The 17,026-nt window shown below is 49.6% G+C and carries 14 protein-coding genes; 4 read left to right on the top strand and 10 right to left on the bottom strand.

Going from position 1 to position 17,026, the window contains the following annotated elements:
- Positions 1-59 precede the first annotated feature (59 nt).
- Positions 60-3,242, bottom strand: coding sequence for an Ig-like domain-containing protein (locus tag EZJ49_RS00795; RefSeq protein WP_262553501.1), 3,183 nt, complete (start codon positions 3,240-3,242; stop codon positions 60-62).
- 176 nt (positions 3,243-3,418) lie between these two features.
- Here EZJ49_RS00795 and EZJ49_RS00790 point away from each other — a divergent pair, with 176 nt between their 5' ends.
- Entirely contained in the window at positions 3,419-4,198 is a 780-nt protein-coding gene (locus EZJ49_RS00790) for a substrate-binding periplasmic protein (protein WP_262553499.1), read from the top strand.
- Here the strand turns inward: EZJ49_RS00790 and EZJ49_RS00785 are convergent.
- The 5 genes from EZJ49_RS00785 to EZJ49_RS00765 form a co-directional block, all read right to left on the bottom strand.
- A complete protein-coding gene (locus EZJ49_RS00785) occupies positions 4,157-5,173 on the bottom strand; it encodes a small ribosomal subunit Rsm22 family protein (protein WP_262553497.1) in 1,017 nt (338 codons plus the stop codon). The genes EZJ49_RS00790 and EZJ49_RS00785 overlap by 42 nt on opposite strands.
- 9 nt (positions 5,174-5,182) lie before the next feature.
- Positions 5,183-6,184 (bottom strand): glycosyltransferase family 9 protein, encoded by a 1,002-nt coding sequence (locus EZJ49_RS00780; protein ID WP_262553495.1) that lies wholly within the window; start codon positions 6,182-6,184, stop codon positions 5,183-5,185.
- 3 nt (positions 6,185-6,187) lie between these two features.
- Entirely contained in the window at positions 6,188-9,061 is a 2,874-nt protein-coding gene (gene gcvP, locus EZJ49_RS00775; RefSeq protein ID WP_262553492.1) for an aminomethyl-transferring glycine dehydrogenase, read from the bottom strand.
- Positions 9,062-9,168: 107 nt separating this feature from the next.
- The gene (locus EZJ49_RS00770; protein WP_262553490.1) at positions 9,169-10,026 is read right to left on the bottom strand and encodes a hypothetical protein; all 858 of its coding nucleotides are present in this window, start codon (positions 10,024-10,026) and stop codon (positions 9,169-9,171) included.
- A 112-nt stretch (positions 10,027-10,138) separates the two neighbouring features.
- Positions 10,139-10,471, bottom strand: a complete 333-nt coding sequence (locus EZJ49_RS00765; RefSeq protein ID WP_262553488.1) for a hypothetical protein — start codon at positions 10,469-10,471, stop codon at positions 10,139-10,141.
- A 129-nt stretch (positions 10,472-10,600) separates the two neighbouring features.
- On the opposite strand from EZJ49_RS00765, the gene EZJ49_RS00760 reads away from it, so the two are divergent.
- Positions 10,601-11,458, top strand: coding sequence for a class I SAM-dependent methyltransferase (locus EZJ49_RS00760; protein WP_262553486.1), 858 nt, complete (start codon positions 10,601-10,603; stop codon positions 11,456-11,458).
- Between the two features lie 120 nt (positions 11,459-11,578).
- On the opposite strand, the gene EZJ49_RS00755 is transcribed toward EZJ49_RS00760, so the two are convergent.
- The 4 genes from EZJ49_RS00755 to EZJ49_RS00740 all read right to left on the bottom strand — a co-directional run bounded on the left by EZJ49_RS00755 (position 11,579) and on the right by EZJ49_RS00740 (position 15,224).
- Positions 11,579-12,052 carry an actin-binding protein gene (locus EZJ49_RS00755; RefSeq protein WP_262553484.1) on the bottom strand — a complete coding sequence of 158 codons (474 nt, stop codon included), beginning with the start codon at positions 12,050-12,052 and terminating at the stop codon, positions 11,579-11,581.
- A 66-nt stretch (positions 12,053-12,118) separates the two neighbouring features.
- Positions 12,119-12,442 carry a DUF4286 family protein gene (locus EZJ49_RS00750; protein ID WP_262553483.1) on the bottom strand — a complete coding sequence of 108 codons (324 nt, stop codon included), beginning with the start codon at positions 12,440-12,442 and terminating at the stop codon, positions 12,119-12,121.
- An 8-nt stretch (positions 12,443-12,450) separates the two neighbouring features.
- Positions 12,451-13,788 carry a TldD/PmbA family protein gene (locus EZJ49_RS00745; protein WP_262553481.1) on the bottom strand — a complete coding sequence of 446 codons (1,338 nt, stop codon included), beginning with the start codon at positions 13,786-13,788 and terminating at the stop codon, positions 12,451-12,453.
- Between the two features lie 11 nt (positions 13,789-13,799).
- Positions 13,800-15,224, bottom strand: a complete 1,425-nt coding sequence (locus EZJ49_RS00740) for a TldD/PmbA family protein (RefSeq protein WP_262553479.1) — start codon at positions 15,222-15,224, stop codon at positions 13,800-13,802.
- A gap of 235 nt (positions 15,225-15,459) precedes the next feature.
- Between EZJ49_RS00740 and EZJ49_RS00735 the strand changes: the two genes are divergently transcribed.
- Together EZJ49_RS00735 and epmA are read left to right on the top strand one after the other, a co-directional pair.
- The gene (locus tag EZJ49_RS00735; protein ID WP_262553477.1) at positions 15,460-15,696 is read left to right on the top strand and encodes a hypothetical protein; all 237 of its coding nucleotides are present in this window, start codon (positions 15,460-15,462) and stop codon (positions 15,694-15,696) included.
- A 12-nt stretch (positions 15,697-15,708) separates the two neighbouring features.
- A complete protein-coding gene (gene epmA, locus EZJ49_RS00730; protein WP_262553475.1) occupies positions 15,709-16,920 on the top strand; it encodes an EF-P lysine aminoacylase EpmA in 1,212 nt (403 codons plus the stop codon).
- Positions 16,921-17,026: the final 106 nt, after the last annotated feature.

Below are 17,026 nucleotides of genomic sequence, written 5' to 3'. Positions count from 1 at the left end.
TACGGAATTCAAAAATAAATTCGACTAAAAACCGAGGGCTCGCAAGGCTCTCGGTTTTTTTATTGTACATCAAAAATCGGATTTGGGACCATTAGGCGTGGGTAGGGTACGACGTTGTTTAATCGGGTGTCGTATTTAAAGACCAGATTTCCGACGGCGAACAAAGCCCAAGGGGCAATCACTGATCCACGCAATTCACCGTAATAACGGCTGTGAACATTCTGTGCATTGATACGAACGTGATCAAAAACAGTGGAAACGCGGGTGGAGTTGACCGTCGCTGCCCCCACACGATCAGGTTGTTCACCCCAGTATCCTGACCATTGCCAGGAGTGCGCTGTGTAGTTCGACATCTGATAGCCGTTCCAGCGGCACATGTTTTCATAAGCCACCACGGGGTTGATCAAAGTGCCGGACTGATTGATGACTTTGACATCCAGAAGATGATCGTACCCATTCACCGCACCAATCCAGTTATTAAATAACTCTTTAGCCATTGCACATTTCCACGGGTCCAGCGCGGGATCACAGGCGGAATAAGTTCCGTTGGAAATATAGTGAGCATCCAGATACTGCGCATGTTCCGGGCGCAGTGGACAGCGCATCCATTCCCAGGCTCCGGCATCGCCGTTGGATTTGATTGTCAAAGCACCTTCAGCGGCATCGCGCAGACCGCCCGGATTGGCGGCGTTGACGATTTTCTGAGCGTCTTCAAAGTTGTTCAAACTGCGGCGGATAAAGCGGATGTCATAAAGTCCAATACCCATATGGATGTTGCGGGAACTTGTGATTTGCAAAGTCGGTGAAGCCGCACCACCCACATAATGAATGGCCGTCCCACGATTGGTTTCGATAAAGATATTTCCTGCAACGTAAATCGAACAGCCCACGTCGTCGGTTTGGATATCGGGATTATTCAAATACAACGTTCCGCTGATGATAATACTTCCATGGCAGACGATGGTGCCGTTGTTGCGCACGAACTGCCCGTAGCCAAAGTCATGAATTTGCAGTCCGCTAAGGGCGGGTTTGGAGTTCGGACCTTTATAGACAAAGGCTGTTGTTCCCGCACTTAAAGAGCTGTCCAGCGCCAGCACTTCCGCATCCGAAGGTGCGCGGATTGTGATGGAGGACTTCAGTTGCAATCCCCCTTGAACTTTCGGGGGAACCAGTTGCGGCACTTTCGCCACCGGAGTCGGGTCGACTTGCATGTAACCATCGCCATCCATCAGGATCGTTCCCTGACTGTCGGTGAGGGGGCTGTACTGATTCCAGTTGTTTTGCAGGAAGTTTTTCAGATTGATCGGACCGGAATTGGGATTGCCGGAGGTTTGTTTAATAAAGTTCTTATCCGTCACCGTGATGTTCGGCATATAGATGGAACCCGTCACTAGGAAATCAATCACGTTGTTATCGTTGTGATAGATGTAAGACCCGGCAAGATTGGCGACACCCAGAAGATTGCTGGCGTTGGTATAGTTGGCTTGCGACACGCCAAAGTCGGTGACGATATCAGCCTGAATGTTGGCGTGACATAAGATACAGGAAAGCTGGGTGCTGACTGCTAATGCCGGATACATGCTCATCACATAGTTATCCACGTGCAGACTGAAGGTTTTTGAATCCGTACCGATTCCATCCGTGGCGGAAAAAGTAATCACAGTGCCATCTGTGGAAGACGCATGGGCTGTTCCCATCTGCACCGCCAAAGTTCCGGTGGTGCCGGAAACACTGCAATTGGCGATATCGACGTAATAGGCATCAGCCGTAGAACCTGAACATGTTAAGGGCTGGGGATCAGGGAAGGTGGCATCTCCGCCCGGAGACACGGTGAAGGTCAAATCAAAGATGGAATTGGCAAAACACTTGTTGCCACATTTTTCCAGGGCAGTGCCACTGGTTCCCGGCCACACGGTGATCTTCACGGGCTCATTGATGAAATTCACTGTGACCGCAACGTTGGCGGTTGCCAGGTGCGGAGTCGGCTGAACCTGATCGGCAAATTGTATTTTGATATTGCAAGGCCCGCCATGATGATCGGCACCGCTGTAGCGATTGAAATAGTGGGCTGTTGGTGCGTAAGTCAAGGCCCCGGTGTCAGCATCAATGGACACGCTTCCAAAATCAGAACATCGCGGGGCATCCGCAGTCGCCAGACTGTAAGTTCCGGCACCTTCCTCGTCGGAATCAACCAGGACATCTGCGAAAAGTTCGGTGCTGGCGCTGTTACGATCCAGACTGATGGTGGCAGGTGCTGTCAGGCTGGGTGTTTTTGTATCCAAAGTCACTGTGATGGAATTACTGACGGTCAGATTTCCGGCTTCGTCGCGAGCCCACATTGTGATGGTGTGACTGCCGTCAGCTCCGGTCAGGGTGACATTGTTGGCTCCGGCAGAGCAGGACATCCACGCCGGATCATCCAGAGCTGGAGGGGTGGAGCCGTCTTGGGTGAAGATCACTTGATAGAAAGAATCCGGCGCCTGATTGTCGTCATCACAAGAACTTAAATCCACCGCCACCGGGTTGTCTGAGATCGTTCCATGAATCAACGCAATGGCCGGTGTGGATGGCGCCGTCTGATCCAGAGTGTATGCCAGAGGATAAGGATAGCAGTAGGTGTTCCCAGCGGCGTCTTCCGCCAGAATGCTCCAGGCATAGTTGCCTTCGGCTGGTAAAGCCTGTCCCAGTTCAAAAGAATAATTCCCGGTGGTGGCATCGGCGGTAGAGTTCGCCAGAATGTCGCCGCTGCAAGTGATGGAGTTAAATAAAGTCACAATGGCTTTAGGTTCTGTGGTGCCTGCAACAGACGGACGAGCCACGGGACTGACCGAGGCGGGCAGAATAGTGGCGGTGCCGATAGTGGGAAGAATGTCATCAAAATGAACTTCAAAAGCTTCAGACTCTGAAGACTTTTCGCCTCGACTTCCGATGGCTATGCCGGCTGGCAACTGCATTGTGATAAGGCCCTGATTTGAAGGAATCAGTTCAATAATATACTCAGTTCCCGTGACGCGAATAATATTGGATATCGCGGCATTTTGTGCCTGAAACTGTTCTGCATGGACGACATCAGGTGCGCGGTTGAAGCTGATCCGGACTTTGACCGGGGATTTGTTCGTGTAATAAGCGGGGGATTCTGCACCTTGCAGAGAGGCCTTAAGTTCACCATTGTGAACACTGGTTTTTATGGTGCAACCAGCAATCCAAATACTGGCGCAAATCCATACAATGAATTTTTCCATTACGTACCGTGTATTCAAGTGTATTACCCCAATATATATACATATCGGTATGTTTGCTCTAATCTTTAAGTGGTAATCCGATATGGCGGGGGCGTAATTCTCGCGTTTCAAATTAGTTCATCTTGCAGGGGGGTGGACGTGATACAATCAGGGCACAGGCGAAGGAGTTGTTCTATATGCGTCTGCTCTGGATCGTATTGGTTCTATTATCTTTTTCCGTGCAGGCTTTTTCCAAAGAAGTCATTGTGATGATTTCTCCTTACGATACTCCTCCTTTCATTGTGGATCAGAAAAAAGAAGAGGGTTTGGTCTTTGAATTGGCGGCCCTTTTAACCGCACGATCCCGGGGGAAATACGAATTTAAAGTCAGCGTTTTGCCCCGAACACGTCTGCTGAAGGTCCTGGAAAAAAGCGGTGTGGTGGTGGTCCCGTTGGTGGCGCCTAAGTGGTTTGAAGATGCAGAGGAAAAAAAGTTCTTTTGGACTTCAGCCATGATGGATGATGAAAATCTGGTACTTTCTCCACGCAAAAAACCTGTGGATTTCCGCGGGATGGATTCCCTGAAGCATTTAAAAACCACTGTGGTTAGCGGGCACAGCATGGAAACTGTGACAAACTTGCAGCACACAGGCGAAGTGGATTCTTTGCCTACAAATTCCCTGAGCAACGGTCTTAAGATGCTGGCGCGAGGGCGGATTGATTTTATGATTACAGGACGACTGGTTGCGGATTATTTAATTCAGGATCTGAATTTGGGACAGGATATTTATATTTCCGACCGATCCGTTGAAAAGTTTGAACGCAAGTTTCTTCTGTCCAGAGATGCGGATAAACATCTGCAAAAATGGCTGGAAGGTGAAATCCAGCGTTTGCGAAGATCCGGTGAATGGAAAAAATTTTTGGGGGCGTTTCTACTACAAAACCGTCAGCTCTTCAGTCACCCGAAGTTCGTTTGAAACCTTTTGTAAGCCCGGCGGCAGTTCAATAAGAACTCCACGGGGGATTTCCTGTTCCAGCTTGTTCTTATGCATCCACGCCAAAAACTCGCGATCAGACCCACGGCAGATCATCTGACGGTCTTTGCCCTTTTCCTTTAGGCGATCCCCCACAACCCGGGCCGCAGTCACCGGGGCCGGAGGGGTCTTGCGCATCAAAAGATAGCTCATGGTCAGTGTGCGGTTTTTCATCGGCAGTTCGGCTTCCAGATTCAGGAACCACTGCGGGGCTTTGAAATGCACACGATCATGACACCAGTCGGTTTTGGATTGGGTCAACAGCGGGCAGGGGCCTTCATGCGTGCATGGCGCCCAAACGTGATAACCTTTTTCCAAAAGCTTCTGGCGAAGTTGCAACAGCTTGCGGCCATCCTGCTGGGTGGATGGTTCCACCAGCATCAGGGCTTCACACTGATAAGCCCATTCCGGCAGATCACTTAGTTCGGTCAAAGAATAAGAAAATAAAGCCAAAGTCTTGTATCCGTCTTTCATGCGACCTGCACTGAAAGTACGTTGCCAGTCCTGACGCGGGAACTGAGTGAAGTGCTTTTCAATAATCTGCTGCGGTTCTGAGGCGCGTTCGATCAACTGATAGCTGAACTTGTGACGTTCATTCAAAGTGATTGAAGCGGTGGCCAGTCCTGCGCCGAAATCAATCACGTGTTCAAGGCCCGCAAAGAAATTTCTTTTGTCGGCTTCGGCAAACAGTCCGGTCAGACGGGTGGAATTCAGCGGCAGATAATAGCAAAGATAAGCCACCTGCGCCCAGGATTCGTTCCAGGGGGTTGGACTGTCGGGCTTGGCGATAAAGTAATCAGAAAGAGCCAGCACACACTTGGCCAATGCCTTGGAATCCTTCAGCGACAACTTGTAAGTCGCCAGGGCACGATCAATGGATTCTTCAAATGAAGCCGGGAAGCTGAATTCTCTTTGCATGAAGTTATTCTAAAGCGAGGACAGGGTGTGAAGCAATTGTTCCACCGTGATTTTCTCCATACAGTGAAATTCTTCACAGTGGGTGCCATCGCAGTGACTGCCATCCGGATTGAGTGTTGGCGCTTCAAAAATATGAACATGAGGCCCGCGAGCGGCCCAGCGCACAGGCTTTTGCACGCGCACATGAGGATAGATCCCCAGAACCGTAGCTCCTAAAGATGCTGCCATATGGGCGACACCCGTGCTGGGTACGACCACGGCCTTGGCATTCTTAAGCACCGTAAACAGCTCGGATGCTTTTAGCAGTCCTTGCAGGCAGAGGACGTTGGTATCACCTTTAAAAGTGGCCTTGATATCAGTCAGCCATTTTTCATCCGCAGCGGTGCCCGTCAGAACAACTTGGGTATGAGTACGGACCTGCTTGATAAACTCGACATAATTGGCAATGGGCCAGTTCAGGGCTGAACCCGCCATTCCCGGATGGACCACGACATAGCCACCTGCTGACAAATGATGTTTTGCCAATAGCTCGGGATTTGTCGGGGCTTGCAGTTTTAAAACCGGAGCCGGGTCAGAACTGGTATTGTTCAAAGCATGTTTCAGAACATCCAGATTGTATTCGGCTTCGTGCTTTACCGCCAGACTGCGCCGCTGGCGCAGGCCTTTGTTCAGGAACAAAAAACTGTGCCACTGCGAACGAACACCGGCGCGAACCGGAACACCTTCCGCCCACAGAGCATAGCTGACCCACCAGGGGGCTTGGAAGCTGACGGCCAGGTCGGGTTTGTATTCTTTCAGGAAAGCGCGAAGTTTTTGCAGGGACTCTTTAGAGTCTTCTTTGGCAAGCTCGATGTATTTTCTGTGGGGATCGGCATGATCGGGTACAAATCCCAATCCCTTGGCGATAACCCATTGCTGATCCCAGTCCTTTAAAAAAGAAACCTGATCTACACACATAGTGCAGATCAGGTCGCCGATTTTATCTAAACGGATCAGCAGTACACGCTTCATTCGTTACGTGTACTCTTCAACGCTGGGGCAAGAACAAATAAGATTGCGATCACCGTAAGCGTTATCCACGCGGCCCACGACCGGCCAGAACTTATTCACACGCAGCCATTCCACCGGATAAACCGCTTCTTCACGAGAATACGGATGATTCCATTCCGGTTTCATCAGCATCTGCGCCGTGTGCGGGGAGTTTTTCAGTGTGTTGTTTTCCTTGTCCATCTTGCCGGATTCAACAGCGCTGATTTCCTTGCGGATGGTCACCATGGAATCAATGAAACGATCCAGTTCTTTTTTGGATTCAGATTCAGTGGGTTCGATCATCAAAGTTCCTGCCACAGGGAAGCTCATGGTCGGAGCGTGGAAACCGAAGTCCATCAAACGTTTAGCAACGTCTGTCACGTCGATGCCAGAGGTCTTTTTGATCTCACGCACATCCACGATACATTCGTGCGCCACCAGACCGTTTTTACCTTTGTAAAGAACAGGATAGTGCGGTTCCAGTTTTTTTGCGATGTAGTTCGCACTCAGGATACTGACCAAAGTAGCTTTGCGAAGCCCCTCTGCGCCCATCATGGTGATGTACGCCCAAGAGATCGGCAAAATGCTGGCGCTGCCCCAAGGAGCCGATGTCACAGCAGAAATACCCTCTTTAGGACCTGCTTCAGGAACCATGGAATGTTTTGGCAGGAATGGAGCCAGGTGTGCACCCACACCGATAGGACCCACGCCCGGACCGCCACCACCGTGAGGGATGGAGAAGGTCTTGTGCAAGTTCATGTGGGAAACGTCCGGACCGAATGTTCCCGGGCGGCACATACCCACCAGGGCATTCATGTTCGCGCCGTCCATGTAAACCTGACCGCCGTTGTCGTGGATGATTTTGCAGATTTCAACGATACCTTCTTCAAACACACCGTGTGTGGAAGGATAAGTGATCATCAACGCTGCCAGATTGTCTTTGTGTTGTTCTGCTTTCAACTTCAGATCAGCAACGTCCACGTTCCCCTGATCGTCACAGGCCACGACCACCACCTGCATGTTTACCAGTGAAGCGGAAGCTGGATTGGTTCCATGGGCAGAAGATGGGATCAGACAGATATTACGATGAGCCTGACCACGGGATTGGTGATACTTACGGATCACCAAAAGACCCGCGTATTCACCCTGAGAGCCCGCATTCGGCTGCAAGCTCACGGCCGCAAAGCCGGTGATGTCGCAAAGTTTTTTCTCAAGATCGTGGATCATTTCAATCAGACCTGTGGCCTGAACTGTTGGCGCAAACGGGTGCAGCTTGCTGATTTCCGGCCAGGAAACAGGAACCAGTTCTGTCGTTGCATTTAGTTTCATCGTGCATGAACCCAGTGGGATCATGGAATGAGTCAGCGTCAGATCCTTGTTTTGCAGATGATGGATGTAACGAAGGATTTCAGTTTCACTGTGGTGAGAGTTAAACACAGAATGAGTCATGTAAGCCGAAGTACGAGTCAGGGCCGCTGGCAAAGTCACATCACCCAGAGCTTCATCCACAGACAAAGCCGTAAAGCCTGCCATGTTACCCATGTTGAAGGCCGCCCAGATCATTTCCACATCTTCCACGGAAGTTGTTTCATTCAAAGAGATGCCCAGCTTGTTCCCGCCGAAGTTGCGGAAGTTGATCTGCATTTTTTCAGCTTGTGCGATAATCGCAGCCGCTTTGTCTGTCGTTACAGTCAAAGTGTCAAAGAAAGATCCTGCCGCCACATTGTGGCCCAGCTTTTTCAAGCCTTCCGCCAAAATTGCCGTCAGACGCTGAACGCGCAACGCGATTTTCTTAAGACCTTGTGGTCCGTGGTAAACAGCGTACATGGAAGCCATGTTGGCCAAAAGCACTTGGGCCGTACAGATATTGGAAGTCGCTTTTTCACGACGGATGTGTTGTTCGCGAGTTTGCAAAGCCAGACGCAAAGCAGACTTGCCTTGAGAATCCACGCTGACACCCACCAGACGGCCTGGCATCAAACGCTTGTAAGCATCTTTCGTAGCCAGATAACCTGCGTGAGGACCTCCGAAGCCCATGGGCACACCAAAGCGTTGAGAGTTACCGACAACCATGTCAGCGCCCCACTCACCCGGAGGCGTCAACAAAGTCATCGCCAGAAGATCACTGGAAGCTGTCACCAGCGCGCCGTGGTCTTTGTATTTTTTGGCAAGCGCGGAATAGTCTTCAACAGTTCCGTTTGTATTTGGATATTGGAAGAACACACCGAAGACCGGTTTGGCGAAATCATATTTCGCCGGATCAACCACGATCATTTCAAAACCCAGAGGCTCTGCGCGAGTGCCCAGCACTTCGATCACATGCGGGTGCATGTCCGGAGAAACCACAAAAGCGTTTGCTTTGTTTTTGCAAAGAGAATGCGCCATGAACATCGCTTCGGCAGCGGCAGTGCCTTCATCCAGCAAAGACGCGTTGGCGATTTCCATGCCGTTCAGATCCGCGATCATGGTTTGGAAGTTCAACAGAGCTTCCAGACGGCCTTGGGAAATTTCCGGCTGATAAGGAGTGTAGGCTGTGTACCACACTGGATTTTCAAAGATGTTTCTTTGAATCACAGTCGGAGTGATGGTGTCGTGGTAACCCATGCCGATGTAGCTTTTGAAAACTTTGTTTTTGGAAACCATCTGTTTCAGATGATTCAAAAGCGCGTATTCAGAAATACCGGAACCAACGTCCTCGTATTTGTGAGTGGTGCGGATTTGGGAAGGGATCACTTTATCAGCCATTTGATCCAAAGAGTTGAAACCCAGTGTTTTCAACATCTCGTGAATGTCTGAATCTGTTGGACCAATATGACGGGGAATAAATTCGTTCTTGGAAGAAAGATCTGCAATTTTCATGAGCACCTCTAAAAAATAGACGCCCCGAGACTAGCACACCCCCTGCCACTTCGTCAGATAACATTTTTGCTGCGTGGCCGCGTCGTCGGTGCGTACTATGTTCTGGTTCAGGAAGCGCGCACAGACAATGCCCTGGGCGTGGTGAAATTCCCGGAAAGGAACAGCACGGCCGCCTTTGGACCGAATGGATCGCGCAGAATAATCTTCTGGTGATTCAAACCAACAGAGCGAACCGCCACGGTTTTGAAGTTTTCACTTTCCAACGTCGCCAGATCATCAAAGATGGCTTTGACCTCGGGGCGTGCTGTGATGGTTCCGGCGTCGATACCGCCCGTGACCTTCACATTCTTTTTGATGTGCTGGTTTTTCAAAGCGTCAGCGATGACTTTCAAATCGAAATCAAAAACATTGTACCAGATTTCCTGTTCGGCCCCGCGAATGAAATCAATCACGACTTTGCGCAGATCATCACCGGGCAAAACACGGCTTTTTGGATCTGCGGCGTCTTTCAAGTGAGGGTGATTGACGAACAGACGCATGGAACGATAGCCGGGGGCTCCGCCGGGAAGGTCCATTGTCAGGGGCTGCGACGGACTTTCATAGGCCGCCAATTGAGCCGCAAAGGCCGGTGTCTGTATCACGGCTTTTAATTGAACTTTGATTTCACTTAAGGCCTGGGCATAAGCTTCCGGGGATTCCTCCTGAGAGCTTTTCAACCGACTAAGGGTTTGATCAAGAATACGGATGTATTCAGGGTTCTTTTTCAGCAGGAAAACGATCTGACTTTGTGTCAGGGGTTTTTTCTGTTGCAGGACGGATTCGTTCAGGGCCTTGTACAGGTCCTTTTGGGTCATGGCTTTGAAGGTGACATCGAAAATACGGGCATAGTCGTAAGAGTCCGCCCAGACCGGGGTGACCAGAAGCTGAAGGACGAACAAACTAAAGAATAATAACTTCTTAACCATTCCCTGAAATACAGCAAGGACCCTGCCTTTTTGAGAATGGCTTATATTAGATATGGGTGTGCAAGGGTGGTGGGGTTGAGCCCAAAACTGTCACCCTTGCCGGGAAAGGACCTTAGATCGCCAGACGGCAGGAAGCTTCCAGAAGGATTTCGCGGCTCCAAAGGGTCCACTTGATCTCGTCATCTTCGGTTCTTAGAACACCGTCGGCATAAGTGCGGGACACATTGGTTTCGTAGATTTCAATATAGAATTTGGAAGAACCCAGATTGCGCACGCTGGCCTGATAGCTGCCATAAGTGCCAAAGACAACATTCTTTCCTTCAATCGTCGTCACTTTCGTGTCGGCGATCACGTCGTTGTTAACTTTCAGATTGCAGAATAGATCCTGAGCTTGAGCCGCAGCTCCGGACAACAAAACAGTTAAAGAAAGCAATAGGTGTTTCATAATATTTCCCCCTGAAAAACGGTCGAACATATTTATGCTCTCAAGGTGCAGGAAGAACTGTCCACAGTTTATCGTGGAACAAGACTTGGGACTCGACCTCTTTGTGTGTCTTGCGCTACGATAAACAGCATGACAGTCGATAAAAACCTTATAGCACCAGAACATACGGCGGTTCGCGTGGCCTTGTGGCGCGCACTGCACGTTCAAATTGATCCTGCCCCCCATGTCTTTTCTGACGAGCTCGGGGAAAAACTTGTCGCTGAAGAAAACTGGCGCAGTCGTCAGGATATGAATCCGGATTTTTCCAAAGGAATGCGTGCCTCCATCGTGGGGCGGGCCCGTTTGATCGAAGACCTTGTGGAAGAACAATTCCAAAAAGGTGTCACCCAGTATGTGATTCTGGGGGCAGGGCTGGACACCTTTGCCCAACGTCGCCCTGAACTGGCATCCCAGATACAAATTTTTGAAGTCGATCAGCCGGGACCGCAGGCCTGGAAGCAAAAGCGTCTGTCTGAAGCTGGATTGGCCACACCGCCGTCCTTGCACTTTGTGCCTGTGGATTTTGAAGCGGGACAGTCCTGGTGGGCACAGTTGCTGGCTGCGGGATTTGATTCCAGCAAGCCTGCCGTGATCGTTTCAACCGGGGTGTCGATGTACCTGAGCAAAGAAACCAATATGACGACTTTGCAGCAGATGGCAAAACTTGCGCCCGGTTCCATTTTCGCAATGACCTTTATGCTGGCCTTGGATCTGTTAGAGCCGCAGGAAAAAGCCATCATGGAATTCGTGATGAAAAGAACCGCCGAAGCGGGGACGCCGTTCTTAAGTCTTTTTGCGCCGGATGAAATTGTAGCGATGGCAAAGCAGGCAGGCTTTAAAAATGCCGAATATGTGTCTGGCGCGGATATTTATCAGCGCTATTTTGCCAGTCGATCAGACGGTCTGAATGCCGGTAACGCTGAAGCCTTCCTGTTGGGAATGACCTAATTGTCGGTCACTTTCGGTGGTGGCATTTTATTAAAGTGCGGTGGAAGTTTTTGATAGATAAAATAAAAAAAGGGAAGGTGTTGAGCCTTCCCTTTTTTGCGACCTTGAAAAGTCAGAAGCTTATTTCTTCTTTGCAACTTTCTTGGTGGTTTTGCGAGCAACAGCTTTTTTAGTTGTCGCTTTTTTTGTTGTTGCAGCTTTCGCTTTAGGAGCTGCTTTTTTGGAAGAAGCTTTCTTCGTGGTTTGTTTTTTGAACAAAGTTTTTTCCAATTTGGTTTTTTGAACGATGGCTTTTTTCTTGTAAGCCTGAATGTTCTTTTCCAGATCGTCAGCGGATTTTTTGATTTTGGAAATAGTGCTGTTCACTTCTTTTTCCAATTTTGCTTCAGAAACAGAAAGAGCTTTTACGATCTCCTGATACTTCTTCCAGGCAAGTTCGATCTTGTCTTCTTTTTCCTGATCGAAACGGCCTTTAAGTTCCGCTTCTTTCTTTTTGATCTCGTCACTTAGCTTTTGGAAGCTTTCAAGAAGGTTTTGTACGTTTTTGTTACCAGAAAGATTTTCAAGAATTTTTTGGAAAGCTGCAGATGCCACAACGGTCTCCTTTGTTTACATTTCCCAACATACACTGCGCCCGGGGGATTTCCTAGTCCCTCAAGCCTATTTTGACGTAAAATTAATTGTTTCCAACCAGACTTCGCGTTGGGCAGAAAACTGCCCCGGGAACTTCTCAAGACCCTTTTCGCGCATTCCCATTGCGTATTCAGTCATGTAAGTCTTCATCGCGTCTTCATCTTTGATCGTGTAAACGATCTTAAGATCTTTGCTGGAGGCTTCCATGCTGCCGCCTTTTCTTAAACAAAGTTCGGCCTTTAGGAAGCCGGGTAGAGTAAGAACTTCAGCGATGTGTTCGTTTTTGAGCCAATCAACGTACTCAGTGTAAACTTCATGTCTGACAGAGATATGAACAATATAAGTAACCATGTCGCCCCTTAAAGAGTGAATTTGAAGTCCTTGATTAGCATGCCCGGAATTTTTTTGCCACCTAAAGCACGGCTCTCATAAGTGGAAACCTGAGGATCAATCTCTTGGAAGTCTGTCACGGCCAGAAGGTTTGCGCCCAAACAGTCAAAAAGAGACTCATCAAAGCGCAAATCCGCGATCGGGGCCACGATTTCACCGTTTTCCACCCAGAAGCAGGCATAGCGGGTCATCCCGGTGATACGGGCATTCAGACGGTCCGACCAGTTCAGATAGTGCAGGTTGGACAGGTACAGGCCCGTTCCCAATTCTTTCAGGATCTCGTCCTTTTTCAAAGTGCCCGGTAGGATCTCCATCGCACGTGGAGACTCACCACTGTCACCGGCATTGCTGGTCACACCGTATTCTTTGGCAGAACGGCTGCTGATCAGGAAGCTTTGCAGCTCTCCGGCTTTGATCAAATCCAGCTTTTCTGGCGCAAGCTCTCCTAAAGAGTTGTACTGGTGAGTCAGACCCATGCTGAAGTTTTCACGCAAGTTGAACAAAGGCGAAAGGGAGCGCTCTTTATCGGCCAGACGTTGCATGGCACTGGCCCCTTGTTTGTAAGCATTAAAGCTTAAGGCACCCCAGGCAAACATGGTGGAAAGTTCCGCCACAGCCCCCGGAGCCAGATAAGTGCGGTAAGCCCCTGGCTGCAGAACTTTTTTAGGACGATCCATCAGGTTCAGTTGATTTTTAGTCTGCGCCAGATTTTCTTCAAAGGCCTTTTGATCCCAGCTTGTTCCGGCATAGATGGACTTCACGGCTTTTTCACCCAAATAGAGCGAATAATCCACGAAGAAGTTTTCTGTCGCAAACCAGTGACTTTGCCCTTGAGAATTTTTGTTGGCAGAAATAATCGGACCCGCGCAGTAAAGACCGGCAAGGTCTGTTCCCACTGCCGGAGCCGTAATGGCTTTAACCACGTCTTCATCGCTCAGCAAAGTGCCTTTGAAGGTGCTGTCACTGGTGCCGTTGTTTTTGATCGGAACCTGATAAGGATCTTCGGGAAGAAGATCACATTCCTGACGGGCTTGTTCCAGCCAGAAGTCAGCACGCTTTTTATCTTCTTCAATTTCACCAGTGATAGAGAAAGTGATATTGGCGGTTTTTTTATCTTTTTGCAGTTGCAGGCTTAAAGAGCGCTGTTCCACATGCGTGTTCTGACGGACTTTGTTGCCGTTAAAACGCACGAACAGGGATTCTTCGGCATGAAGATTCACCAAAGCCTGTTCATGGGATTTTAGATTTCCCAGCAGATGGTCGGCCACGGCATTGAAGGCAAGTTTTGTTTTTTCAGTAAAATTCATGGGCGACTCCTTTAGGCTCCGAAGACTTCAACGTTGGTGAACAGGCAATAAGGATTCGTATGGCCCACGCGAATGACCTGATTTGGCTCGCCCTTGCCGCAGAACGGGGACCCAAAGGTTTCGCGCACTTCGCTGACTGCTTTTAGGTTGTTCCAGAACTTCACAGTCGTGCCGCGATAATTTGGATTTTTCACGGTCTTGGTCAGTTTGCCGTTTTCGATCAGTTGGCCGTATTCGCAGCCGAACTGGAATTTGTTGCGGTAATCATCAATGGACCAGGATTTGTTCGCCTGCATGAATACGCCGCGCTCTACAGAGGCAATCATGTCTTCCAGCTTGGAGGTGCCCGGTTCCAGATTGATATTCGCCATACGGTCAATCGGCGCACGATTCCAGGATGAAGAGCGGAAGTTGGCAACGCCCGGCAGGTTCAGACGGGACTGGGACTCAAGCCCGCCCAGGCCGCGAATGAGCAAGCCGTCGTGGATCAGGAATTCTTTGGTCGCCTTGTGACCGGAATCATCAAACGCGTAAGAAGCCATGGCATCGGATACGGTCGGATCGAAGGTCACGTTCATCAGTTTGGAACCGTACTGAAGTTTTCCGAAGTCTTCAGGTTTTACGAAGCTCCATCCGGCATAGTTTCTTTCATCGCCCAGAATGCGGTCGTATTCCAAAGGATGTCCGATAGACTCGTGCACCTGCAAAGTCATCTGGTCTGGTGCCAGTAACAGATCCATGGAAGTGTCCGGGCAGTTTTCCGCGGACAGAAGCTCGACAGCTTCATTCGCCAGTTTTTTAGAACGGTCGATGATCGAAGCACGGTCAAAAACCTCGGCCCCGATTTGCAGACAGCGCGCCAAACCACCGCTGTCGGAACGGGTTTGCATTTCGCCCCCGGCTCCGGCGGTTGCAGAAAAATCGGTGCTGACGATGGAAAAACGCTGTTCAAAGTCAGAACCACTGGAAGTCACGGTGTGGAAATGAGTTTCAACAATCATCGCGGTGGCAGAACGGCTGACGATTTTGTCAGAAACACTCATGGCGCGAGTGGCCTCCACGAAGATGTCAGAGATTTCCTTGGCAGAGAAAGAATCCAAAGGTTTTACCACCGGAGAACTGTATTTCCCTTCGGCCACGGGACGGTGATCGGCACTGAAAGCATGAACCTTGTGCAAGGCGGCGGCTTTGGCGATGGAAACAGCTTTGTGCAAAGCGCGCTTGATGCCGCTGTCGCTCAGATCACTGGTGCCGGCGAAACCAAAGTGTCCGTCCACAAGAACCTCGACCATGACCCCTTGATCGAACGAGATATGATTGCGATCTGGTTTTTCATCGCGCACGGTGCGGAAGGTGGTTTTTTCAGTCACGTGACGCAAACTGATCCAGTCGGCCGTCCCTTTCAGGGAGTTCATGGTTCTTTCAAGGTGAAGCATGCAAGTCCTTTTTTGAATAGTTAAATGGAATTAAGCACTTCCATATCGGATGCGGGCCTAAAAAACAACCTTTCAGGGCACTGAATGAAAAGTCTCGTGGATTGGTACTTTGGGGGCGAGGGTGCCAAAGAGGGGTCAAAATGTTTTGGCAAGGCGTTTGCTTTATATAAATCCAAGGAGGTCGCTGGTGCCATAAGGAACCAGCTTACAGCCAAACAAGGGGAGGGGAAAGATTATGAGAGTACTTCTAGCAGCATTAGCAACAGGTTTCATGATGATGGTTATTCACGTTAACGCCGAGGCTGCAACCTTGGACACTCCCAGCTGTAGAATGCAAAGCGAAGGTATTTTCGATGGAGCTTGGGTGAAGCACCGTATCGTAGTGAACGAGGATGTCGTTTACGGTGCGAATGACCTGGATTCTATCTTGTCCCAGCTTGATTCCTTGCGTGATCAGGGCCTTTGCCGCTAAAGTGGCAGGGCTTTGAATCGGAATGAATACTTAACCCAGATTTGGCCCGCTTATCCTGCAATGCCTGACAATGCTCAGGCCGCCGGGCGCATTTATCAGATCGAACGGGAAGACGGTGGCTTGAAGCTGACCCTTCACCGCGACTCCAAGACCCATAAAATTCACTTTGAAAAAGCACCGCCTTATTCCGAACACCTGATTGAAGGTGATTTGGTGGCCGTGGTTTCTGCCGAAGAGCTAATTCTATTGGCGCCCCAACTTCAGTCGCTGCCTTCGCGTTCCTGGAACAAGGAACTGACGACACAGTGGGGGCTTTATCTGACGGCTCTACGCGCTTTTTTTGTCGATCAGGGGTTTGTAGAATTAAAGACCCCAAGCCTTGTTGTATGCCCGGGGACAGAGCCTAGTTTGGATGTGTTTTCCACCGAACTGAAGGTAGGATCAAAAAAGCAAAAACTGTTTTTGCCGACCAGTCCGGAATTGCATTTAAAAAAAGCCCTGGCTTTGGGGGCTGAAAAGATCTTTGAACTAGCCCCTTGTTTCCGTAACGGGGAGATGACGGAACGTCATCAGCCCGAGTTTTTGATGCTGGAATGGTATCGCGCTTATGCGAACCTGACCTTGATCAAAGAAGACATGATTTCTTTGGTGCAGGTGTTGGCGAAAGCTTTGGGTGCTTCTGCGCCGAAAGCTGTGCGCTCGTATTCAGTGGCCGAGCTTTTTAAAATTCATTGTGGTTTTGATTTAAAGCCCGACACGTCCAAGGATGAATTGAAAACACTGGCTGAAAAGTGTGGTGTCGATGTTCGCAGTGCCGAAAGCATTGATGATTATTTCTTCCTGATCTTTATGGAAAAGATTGAAACCCAGTTGCCAGCCGATGAACTGGTCTTTGTGGAAAAGTATCCTCCCTATCAGGCGGCATTGGCGCGACTGACATCTGACGGGTGGGGCGATCGCTTTGAGGCGTATTGGAAAGGTCTTGAGTTGTGCAATGCCTTCCACGAACTGAATGATCCTGTGATTCAGCGGTTACGCTCTGATGAGGATTTGCAGAAAAAAGCCGAAATGAAGAAAGAAGAGATTTCTTTAGACCCTGAGTTCTTCCAATGTCTGGAAGCCGGAATGCCACCATCCGGGGGAATAGCCTTGGGAGTCGAGCGTCTTTTTATGGCTTTGACGGACACAACGGACATTACTTCCCTGCGCCTTTTCCCACTTTGAGACGTCTTTTGTTTTGCATCTGAAAGGATGTGGAACACAGCGGAGCAATCGCGAATTATCCTTTGGAAATGTAGTTAAAGATTCAACAGGTTAAGACCGTAAAGTT

The organism is Bdellovibrio bacteriovorus (assembly GCF_025558485.1).
GTDB classification, from domain to species: Bacteria; Bdellovibrionota; Bdellovibrionia; order Bdellovibrionales; family Bdellovibrionaceae; genus Bdellovibrio; species Bdellovibrio bacteriovorus_G.
Note: the sequence above shows the minus strand (reverse complement) of the source record. Positions and strands in the feature narration are given on the sequence as shown.

Excerpts from the sequence above, each read along its gene's own strand:
- EZJ49_RS00795 (WP_262553501.1), bottom strand. The coding sequence starts at position 3,242 with ATGGAAAAATTCATTGTATGGATTTGCGCCAGTATTTGGATTGCTGGT.
- EZJ49_RS00790 (WP_262553499.1), top strand. The coding sequence starts at position 3,419 with ATGCGTCTGCTCTGGATCGTATTGGTTCTATTATCTTTTTCCGTGCAG.
- EZJ49_RS00785 (WP_262553497.1), bottom strand. The coding sequence starts at position 5,173 with ATGCAAAGAGAATTCAGCTTCCCGGCTTCATTTGAAGAATCCATTGAT.
- EZJ49_RS00780 (WP_262553495.1), bottom strand. The coding sequence starts at position 6,184 with ATGAAGCGTGTACTGCTGATCCGTTTAGATAAAATCGGCGACCTGATC.
- gcvP (WP_262553492.1), bottom strand. The coding sequence starts at position 9,061 with ATGAAAATTGCAGATCTTTCTTCCAAGAACGAATTTATTCCCCGTCAT.
- EZJ49_RS00770 (WP_262553490.1), bottom strand. The coding sequence starts at position 10,026 with ATGGTTAAGAAGTTATTATTCTTTAGTTTGTTCGTCCTTCAGCTTCTG.
- EZJ49_RS00765 (WP_262553488.1), bottom strand. The coding sequence starts at position 10,471 with ATGAAACACCTATTGCTTTCTTTAACTGTTTTGTTGTCCGGAGCTGCG.
- EZJ49_RS00760 (WP_262553486.1), top strand. The coding sequence starts at position 10,601 with ATGACAGTCGATAAAAACCTTATAGCACCAGAACATACGGCGGTTCGC.
- EZJ49_RS00750 (WP_262553483.1), bottom strand. The coding sequence starts at position 12,442 with ATGGTTACTTATATTGTTCATATCTCTGTCAGACATGAAGTTTACACT.
- EZJ49_RS00745 (WP_262553481.1), bottom strand. The coding sequence starts at position 13,788 with ATGAATTTTACTGAAAAAACAAAACTTGCCTTCAATGCCGTGGCCGAC.
- EZJ49_RS00740 (WP_262553479.1), bottom strand. The coding sequence starts at position 15,224 with ATGCTTCACCTTGAAAGAACCATGAACTCCCTGAAAGGGACGGCCGAC.
- EZJ49_RS00735 (WP_262553477.1), top strand. The coding sequence starts at position 15,460 with ATGAGAGTACTTCTAGCAGCATTAGCAACAGGTTTCATGATGATGGTT.